The following is an 8,250-nucleotide window of genomic DNA, read 5'->3' on the forward strand; positions in this document are numbered from 1 at the left end:
AGCTTTATTCTAAGGATCACAGATGGTCGTTGAGCAGCAGCGATGAACGTGCTAAGAACGGGTTGTGCTATAGGTTCAGAAGTCGCACAGCCCCCCCAACGCCCGTCATCCAGATCCTGAATCGAGTTCAGGACAGGCAAGGCGCCCCTGGCGCCGCTGATCCGGGATCCATTCGCCGTTTGAGGGCGAACTCACTCCGCTCACGTATTCCTCCATTGGGGCATGGATCCCAGATCGTCGCTCCGCTCCGTCTGGGATGACGGTGTGAGGGCATAAAAAAGCATTTCTGTATGTTCAACAGCGATCAGATGTATAGCACAACGCATTCTGAGAGGGACTTGAGGAACGCCTTCCACGGTTCCCTCCTCCTCGGGGAGGATGGGTAGGATGGAGGGGAATCCACCCGGCAATCCCCAAAACCATTGTTGAGGTCACTTAGCGTGCGGGGCAGGGGAACGTTCAGCCTACAGGCAACCGTACACCACGCATCCAACTGTCCTTTTTGCTTATCCCGTTTGCCATGCTGCCTTCTGCTACGGTTACTGCGCTAAAAGCACAGAAGAACAACCCGAATCGCGTGTCCCTCTTTCTGGATGGGGAGTTCGCGCTTGGCATCCACCAGGACCTGGTGGTGAAGTACGATCTGCACACCGGGCGCACGCTTACGCCCGAGGAGCAAGCGCAGTTGGAGGCCGATGAGCGCCTTATCGATGCGAAGCAGTGTGCGCTGGAGTACCTGGCGCACAAGCCGCGTACCGAGGGCGAGGTGCGCGATCGCCTGGCCCGCGACGATTACGAGTCCGAGATTATTGAGCAGGTCATTACGCGGCTACACGAACTCTCGTATCTCGACGACGAAACGTATGCCCATGACTTCGTAAAGGCACGCTTCGCCAACAAGTCGTACGGCCCGCACCGCCTGCGCCGCGACCTGCGCGAGCGTGGGGTCGATGCGGGACTCATTGAAGAGGCCCTGGCCGGACTCCGCGAAACGGTCGACTTTCAGGAGGAAGCGCATGCCCTGGCCGAGAAGTACTGGCACCGTGTGGCCGACGAGTCGCATCCGCTGAAGCAGGCCAAGAAACTGCAAGGCTATCTGGTGCGCCGTGGCTATGGCACATCAACGGCACGGGCCGCGGTTGAAACCGTACAAAGCGAACACGCCACCCCATAGCGTGCGTCTCTCTCCTTCGACTATCCAACCGCTCATGGAGATCTCTTCGTTGCCTTCTCGATCTTCGACCGCCTCGAAAGAGGAGCCGCGGCCGTCAGTGGCCCCGTCGCCCCCCGATCCGTCGTCGGGGCTGTCGAGTGGCGAGCGTGCGCTACGTTGGGCGCTGGGCGCACTCGGCGTGGGGCTGGGCGTGGCTACCGTGTGGTACTTTGCAGGGCTGTTCGTGTATCTGGCCGTAGGTAGCCTGCTGGCTTACTTCCTGCATCCAATGGTCGATCGCATTCAAGGCATGGGGATGCGGCGGGTGCCCAGCATCCTGCTGGTGTTTGTGTTTGTGCTGGGCGTATTTGCCATCCTGCTCACCTTTATCGTGCCTTTTCTGGCGCAGCAGATTCAAGATCTCTCGCAACTGGTGTCGGTGGAGGCCGCGACCGAGGCCGCGCGCTACGTAGAAGCCTGGGCTGGGCAGTTTGCGCCCGTAGAGCCGGGTCAGATCGAAGCTACGGTGCGCGATGCGCTTCAGGCGCTGGCACAGGGCGATCTGGTAGAGGGCGACCGCGTGGCGCAGACCATCAGTTCGCTCGTGTCGGTGTTCACGAACATCGTCTATGCGGTTATCATCATTCCGTTTATCACGTTCTTTCTGCTGAAAGATGGCGTCGATCTTAAGCGCAGCCTGCTGAAATGGGTGCCGAACCGCTACTTCGAAATTACGCTTGCGGTCCTTGCCAAAGCCGAGGTAAGCCTTGGGCGATATGGACGTGCGCTGCTGGTGCAGTCCACAAGCGTGGCGCTGGTCGCGTGGTTTGCTTTGTGGATGGTAGGGCTCGAAAACGCACTCGCCATTGGCATTTTCGTGGGCATCGCCAACACCATTCCGTACTTTGGGCCGTTCTTTGGATTTCTGGTGGGCACCGTGGTGGGCATTGCGCAAACGGGCGACTTGAGCCTGGTGCTGGGCGTGGCAGCCGCGATGGCGCTCACCCAACTCTCCGACAATGTGCTGTTTCAGCCGTACATCTTCTCGCGCGCGGCCAACGCTCACCCCCTCGTCATCCTGTTTGTGGTGCTCATTGGAGCGCAACTGGCCGGGCTCATTGGAATGCTCGTAGCTATTCCCCTGACTACCACCGTGCGCGTCATCGGATCTCAGATTCTGTGGAGCATCCGAAACTATCACGTATTTCGCGCCGCCTCCTGATTCGAGACTGGATCGTGCGGCGTGAGGCAGCTACCTTGCGTACTCCGGCTGAAGCCAAATAGGTCGGCGCCCTCCGTTGCGCATCCCCAAACACACGTGCTTACAACCATGAACGAAATAGTTAGGGGGATGCCAAGGCACCGCCTATCCGGTTAGCGATCTCGTAGTCCTACTCACATGCTCCTTTGCCGATGTCTGCTCTTGCTGCCGAACCTGCCCCTGCCCTTGCCGATGCTGTGGATGCAGTGCGTCAACGCACCGACCACACGCCCGAACTGGTCCTGATTCTGGGGTCGGGACTGGGTGATCTGGCCGATGAGGCCGATGCGCCCACCGTGGTGCCGGCCGATGTCATCCCCAACTACCCGCAGTCTACCGTCGATGGCCACCACGGTCAGCTGGTCTTTGGCACGCTCGAAGGCACTTCGGTTGTGTTTGTGCAGGGGCGCGTGCATGCCTACGAGGGCTATCCCACGCCGCGCCTTACTTTTCCGCTGGAGCTGTGCCACGCGCTCGGGGCCACCCGGCTCCTCGTAACCAACTCGGCCGGAGGCATCAACCGCACGTTTCAGCCGGGGCAACTCATGTTCATCACCGACCACCTGAACATGGCGTTTGCCGATCCGGGGCAGGGGCAGATGGCCTCCCCGCGCGACACCGCTGCCCGCCGCGATGTGCATGCGTCTACTGCGTCCCCGCTGCACACTGGCTACTACGACCTGGAATGGACCGGCCGAGCGCAGCAGGTCGGGGCCGAGCAGGGCGTGCTCACCGTGCGTGGCACCTACGCCTGGACGCGCGGCCCCTCGTACGAAACGCGCGCCGAAGTCCGCATGCTAAGCACGCTGGGGGCGGATGCGGTGGGCATGAGCACGGTGCCCGAGGTGCTGCAGGCGCACGCGCTGGGTATGGATGTGCTGGGCATCTCCACCATCACCAACTTTGCTGCTGGACTGGGCCATGAGGTGCTCGAACATGAGGACGTGCTCAAGGTGGGCCAGCAGGTGCGCGGCGACCTGCGCACGCTGGTGCGCGCCATCGTAGAAAAGACGTGAGAATGCCGTTTCCCGAGGCGCTGCTCCGAACCTTTCGGCGGGTGCACGGAATAGAGCACGTGTTGCCGCCGTCCCATAGCCCCAACGCCTCCGTCTATGATTCCCGTCATCAACTACGCCGACCGTGCCGACCGCCTGCAAGCGGTGCTCAGTCGCAGTGCCTCGTTCAGCGATGAGGTTGATACCGCCGTGCGCGATATTCTGCATGCCGTGCAGACCGAGGGGGACGCCGCGCTGCATCGCTTTACCGAGCAGTTCGACGGCGTGGCCCTGGAGGCGCTACATGTCCCTGAATCCGCCCTGCACGCAGCGCTGGACGATATCGACGACGAACTGCGGCGCATTATGGATGAGGCCGCGGCGAACATCCGCCGGTTCCACGAGCGGCAAGGCCCCCACTCCTGGTTCGAGGACGACGGCGACGGCGTGATGCTCGGCCAGCGCGTGCAGCCGCTGGAGCGCGTCGGACTCTACGTGCCCGGCGGCACGGCGGCGTATCCCTCCAGCGTGCTCATGAATGCGATTCCGGCGCAGGTGGCCGGCGTGCCGCACATTGCGATGGTGTCGCCGCCGCAAGACGATGGGCTGCCGCATCCGCACATCATGGCCGCCGCTGCGCTGCTGGGCCTCGACCGCGTGTACGCCCTGGGCGGCGCGCAGGCTGTGGGCGCGCTCGCCTTTGGTACCGACACCGTGCAGGCGGTCGATAAGATCGTAGGACCTGGCAACGCCTACGTGGCCGCCGCTAAGAAACAGGTGTTTGGGCGTGTGGACATTGACTCGGTGGCGGGGCCCAGCGAAATTGGAGTGCTGGCCGATGCCACCGCCGACCCCGCCTTCGTAGCTGCAGATCTGCTCTCGCAGGCCGAACACGACCCCCGCGCCTCCGCCCTGCTCGTCACGCCCCACCGTCCGCTGGCCGAGGCGGTTCGCGACGAAATTGCCACGCGCGTGCCCGACCTGCCGCGCGTTGACATCATCAAGGCCTCGTTGCGCGACTACAGCGCCTGCATCGTTACCGACACCATGGCGCAGGCCGTGGACATGATGAACGAACTTGCGGTTGAGCACCTCGAAATCATCACCGACGAGCCGTGGACGGTGTGCTCCGACATCAAGCACGCCGGTGCCATCTTTCTCGGGCCGTACTCCTCAGAGCCGGTGGGCGACTACTTTGCCGGACCCAACCACGTGCTGCCCACCGGCGGCACCGCGCGCTACGCTTCGGCGCTGCGGGTATCCGACTTCGTGCGCACGCAGTCCATCATCCAGTACTCGGCGCGCCGCCTTGCGAAAACCGGACCCGACATCGTACAGTTTGCCGAAGCCGAGTCGCTCCAGGCGCATGCCGATGCCATCCGTGAGCGCCTGAAGCAGCTCAACGCCTCCGCCTAACGCCTTTGCACCCACGTTTCCCCGATTGCTATGGATACTGCCTCCGCATCCCCCGCGACCCTCGACACCGTGATGGAGCGCATCCGCCCCGGCGTGCGCAACGAATCGCCGTACCTGGTGGGGGCTCCACCCCGTGCCGAGGTCAAGCTCAACCAGAACGAGAGTCCGTACGACCTGCCACCCGCGCTGAAGGCCGAACTCATCGAGACGCTCAACGACCTGGCGTTTAATCGCTACCCGGCGGAGCAGCCGTCTGCACTGGCGGAAGCGCTTGCGGCCCACAACGACGTAGCGCCCGAGCAGGTGCTTGTGGGCAACGGCTCGAACGAGCTTACGTACCTGTTTGGCCTCGCATTTATTGCGCCGGATACGCCGGTCGTGCTGCCCGCGCCCATGTTCTCCCTCTACGAGAAGGTGGCGCGTCTCTACCACGCCGACCTCACCACCATTCCGCCGCGCGACGACCTGCACTTCCATATCGACGCGCTGGTTGATGCCGTAACACGCACCAACGCAGCCATGACGGTGCTCACCACCCCGAACAATCCTACCGGACTTGCAATCCCGCCGTCCGATCTGGAGCGCGTGCTGCAGGCTACGCCCGGCATTGTGGTGATAGACGAAGCCTACGTCGAGTTCAACGACCACCCGCCTGCCACCGAACTGCTCGATGCATATCCGAACCTCATCATCCTGCGCACGCTCTCGAAAGCCTTCGGGCTGGCCGGGCTGCGGTTGGGCTATCTCATGGCGCACGAATCGGTCGTTACCGAACTCATGAAAGCGCGCCTGCCGTTTATGGTCGACCGCTTTTCGGAGGCCGTAGGGCGCACCGTACTTCAGCATCCCGACCTGCTCAACGAGCGGGTGCAACAGCTCAAAGCGCACACGCGCCACCTGGTCGACGCGCTGTCGGGGCGCTCCGACGTGACCACCGTGCCCACCCAGGCCAACTTCGTGCTCTTTGCGCCCCAAACGAAGCACGCCGATGCCGTACAAGACGCCCTTTCCGAGCGCGGCGTGCTCGTGCGTAACATGGGCGGCTACGACGCGTTGCAGGGCTACCTGCGCGTGTGTGCAGGCACCGAGAATGAGAACAAGGCATTTTTGGATGCGTTGGATGCTGTGCTCTGATCAGACCAACGCCCCCGCATTCGCGCTCTCTGGCGCTCCCTTTTGCACTGATATTCCACGCTGTATAATGAACTTCATTCGGGTACGAATTATTGGCCTGTCCACCAGTCCGTCCAGCGGCGGTGCTTATGCGCTGGTCCTGGGCGAGGAAGACGGTAACCGGCGCCTGCCCATCATCATTGGGGCCTTTGAGGCCCAAGCCATTGCGCTGGAACTCGAAAAGATCCAGCCCCCGCGTCCCATGACGCACGACCTGCTGCGCGACGCTTTCGACTCGATGCAGGCCAACGTAACCGAAGTGGTCATCGACGAATTGCGCGAGGGCACCTTCTTCGCCAAAATTCGCTACAGCCACGACGGCGGCAGCGACAAGCTCGACGCCCGCCCGAGCGACGCGGTGGCGCTGGCTGTGCGTGTAGATGCGCCCATCTTCGTGGCGCCCGGTGTACTCGAAGAAGCCGGCATCGTGGCCGACGACGATGGCGAAGGCATGTCGGGCCTGGCCACCGAAGAAGGCAGCGCCGAAGAGGAGATTTCCTCAGATGCGTCGCCCCTCGAACGCATGGAGAAGCAGCTCGACAAAGCCATCGAAGAAGAAAACTACGAGCGCGCTGCCGAACTGCGCGATCAGATTGAACAGCTCAAAAGCGAACAGAGCCAGAACTAACCATTCGGTTCCGTGCGCTGCATTCCAAGAAGCTTCGTGAAACGCCCCACGGAGCTTCTTTTTTTGTGCAGCAGTGCACGAGCCCAGCCCCAAAGTATCAGTTTAAAAGTATCAGTTTAGGGGAAACCCACAACCCCTCGTCACACAACGTGTGTTCCGACACAGAAACGTAGTGCTGAATCCGCCCGTGGGCCGCCGCAGGAGCAGCCGCGTGCCTGCACCGGTATGCCGTCCGGGCGCGCCTGTTGCTGCTCGCCCGTTGCCCCGCCGCTTGCCTTTCGCATCCACCCCGACGAACCGCCATGCCCAACACGCTCGACGCCCCCGCCCGATGTTTGCCCTGGGCCGATCTTAACGCCATCCCGGCCCTTGCTGCCGACTACGCCGACGGCACCGGCACCGCCGCGTCGTACTTCGCCTACGACCGCGATGACATAGGCGATCAGCAAGCTGCCGCAGATGTAGCAGCCACTCGCCCCCAAGACCGCTCCGTGCTGGCCGATGTCCTCGCCGAGCAGAACGCGGCGTGGAACAACGACGCCAACGGCGTGCAGGTCAACATTGACGCACTGCGCGATCCCGACACCATCGCGGTCGTTACCGGGCAGCAGGTCGGGCTCTTTGGCGGACCGCTCTACACGCTCTACAAGACCAGCACGGCGCTGGCGTGGGCCAAACACCTGGCTGAGCAAACCGGCCGCACGGTGGTACCGGTCTTCTGGATTGAGGGCGAAGACCACGACTTCAAGGAGATCGCCCACACGCACGTGCTGTCTCGCAACGACGTGGTGACGCTCGACTACGCCCCCGATCCTGCTCCTGCCGGACCCGTGGGACCACATGCGCTGGGCGATGCCATCCGCGTGCCGCTCAACGCGCTCGATGAGGCCCTGCCGCCCTCCGACTTCAAACCGAGGGTCTACGGCGCCATTGCGGATGCCTACACCTCCGAGCGCACCCTGGAGGATGCCTTTGCCCAGCTCATTGCCACCTGGTTTGCCGATACCGGGCTCGTGCTGCTGAATCCCGACGACCGCCGCCTCAAACAGCTGGTGCGTCCACTCATTGCGCACGACATGGATCACAGCGCCGCCGCCGTTGAGGCCGTGCACACGGCGGGGCAGGCGCTCCAGGACGAGGGCTACCACATGCAGGTGCAGGCGCGCCCGACCAATTTCTTCTGGATGGAAGACGACGGCCGCTACGCCATCGATGCGAACGACGACGGCACGTTCACCCTGCGCCACGACGGACGCACCTGGAGCCGCGACGAACTGCAAGGCCGCATCGACGAGCAGCCCGAGCGGTTTAGTCCCAACGTGGTTACGCGTCCGCTTGTGCAGGACCAGCTCTTGCCCACAGCGGCGTACGTGGCGGGGCCCGGCGAGATTTCGTACTTTGCGCAGTATCGGGGCGTGTACGAGTGGGCGGGCACCACCATGCCGCTCATTGTGCCCCGCGCCAGCATGACGCTCGTGGAGAGCAAGGTGCAGAAGGTGCTCGACAAGTATGAGCTGTCCGTGCGCGACGTTGAACAACAGAGAGCCGAGCAGCTCTTCCAATCGGTCGTGGTGGATGCGATGGAGGTGGATATCGACCAGACGTTTGGGCAGACCGCTTCCCG

Annotated in this window: 7 protein-coding genes; all 7 read left to right on the forward strand. The window is 62.9% G+C overall.

Features of this window, described 5'->3' with window-relative positions; genetic code table 11:
• Window positions 1-520: 520 nt before the first annotated feature.
• Window positions 521-1,174, forward strand: a complete 654-nt coding sequence (locus tag R6U20_RS01580) for a RecX family transcriptional regulator (protein ID WP_410336118.1) — start codon at window positions 521-523, stop codon at window positions 1,172-1,174.
• 34 nt (window positions 1,175-1,208) lie between these two features.
• Window positions 1,209-2,375 carry an AI-2E family transporter gene (locus R6U20_RS01585; RefSeq protein WP_410336119.1) on the forward strand — a complete coding sequence of 389 codons (1,167 nt, stop codon included), beginning with the start codon at window positions 1,209-1,211 and terminating at the stop codon, window positions 2,373-2,375.
• Between the two features lie 191 nt (window positions 2,376-2,566).
• Window positions 2,567-3,430, forward strand: a complete 864-nt coding sequence (locus R6U20_RS01590; RefSeq protein WP_410336120.1) for a purine-nucleoside phosphorylase — start codon at window positions 2,567-2,569, stop codon at window positions 3,428-3,430.
• Window positions 3,431-3,526: 96 nt separating this feature from the next.
• A complete protein-coding gene (hisD, locus tag R6U20_RS01595) occupies window positions 3,527-4,825 on the forward strand; it encodes a histidinol dehydrogenase (protein WP_410336121.1) in 1,299 nt (432 codons plus the stop codon).
• A gap of 30 nt (window positions 4,826-4,855) precedes the next feature.
• Entirely contained in the window at window positions 4,856-5,959 is a 1,104-nt protein-coding gene (hisC, locus tag R6U20_RS01600) for a histidinol-phosphate transaminase (protein ID WP_410336122.1), read from the forward strand.
• Window positions 5,960-6,026: 67 nt separating this feature from the next.
• Window positions 6,027-6,626 (forward strand): bifunctional nuclease domain-containing protein, encoded by a 600-nt coding sequence (locus R6U20_RS01605; RefSeq protein ID WP_410336123.1) that lies wholly within the window; start codon window positions 6,027-6,029, stop codon window positions 6,624-6,626.
• Between the two features lie 302 nt (window positions 6,627-6,928).
• Window positions 6,929-8,250 (forward strand): bacillithiol biosynthesis cysteine-adding enzyme BshC (gene bshC, locus R6U20_RS01610; RefSeq protein ID WP_410336124.1); only part of this gene is annotated, 1,322 nt, incomplete at its 3' end.

The sequence above is a fragment of the Longimonas sp. genome, assembly GCF_046498435.1.
Taxonomy (GTDB): domain Bacteria; phylum Bacteroidota; class Rhodothermia; order Rhodothermales; family Salinibacteraceae; genus Longimonas.

Excerpts from the sequence above, each read along its gene's own strand:
- R6U20_RS01580 (WP_410336118.1), top strand. The coding sequence starts at position 521 with ATGCTGCCTTCTGCTACGGTTACTGCGCTAAAAGCACAGAAGAACAAC.
- R6U20_RS01585 (WP_410336119.1), top strand. The coding sequence starts at position 1,209 with ATGGAGATCTCTTCGTTGCCTTCTCGATCTTCGACCGCCTCGAAAGAG.
- R6U20_RS01590 (WP_410336120.1), top strand. The coding sequence starts at position 2,567 with ATGTCTGCTCTTGCTGCCGAACCTGCCCCTGCCCTTGCCGATGCTGTG.
- hisD (WP_410336121.1), top strand. The coding sequence starts at position 3,527 with ATGATTCCCGTCATCAACTACGCCGACCGTGCCGACCGCCTGCAAGCG.
- hisC (WP_410336122.1), top strand. The coding sequence starts at position 4,856 with ATGGATACTGCCTCCGCATCCCCCGCGACCCTCGACACCGTGATGGAG.
- R6U20_RS01605 (WP_410336123.1), top strand. The coding sequence starts at position 6,027 with ATGAACTTCATTCGGGTACGAATTATTGGCCTGTCCACCAGTCCGTCC.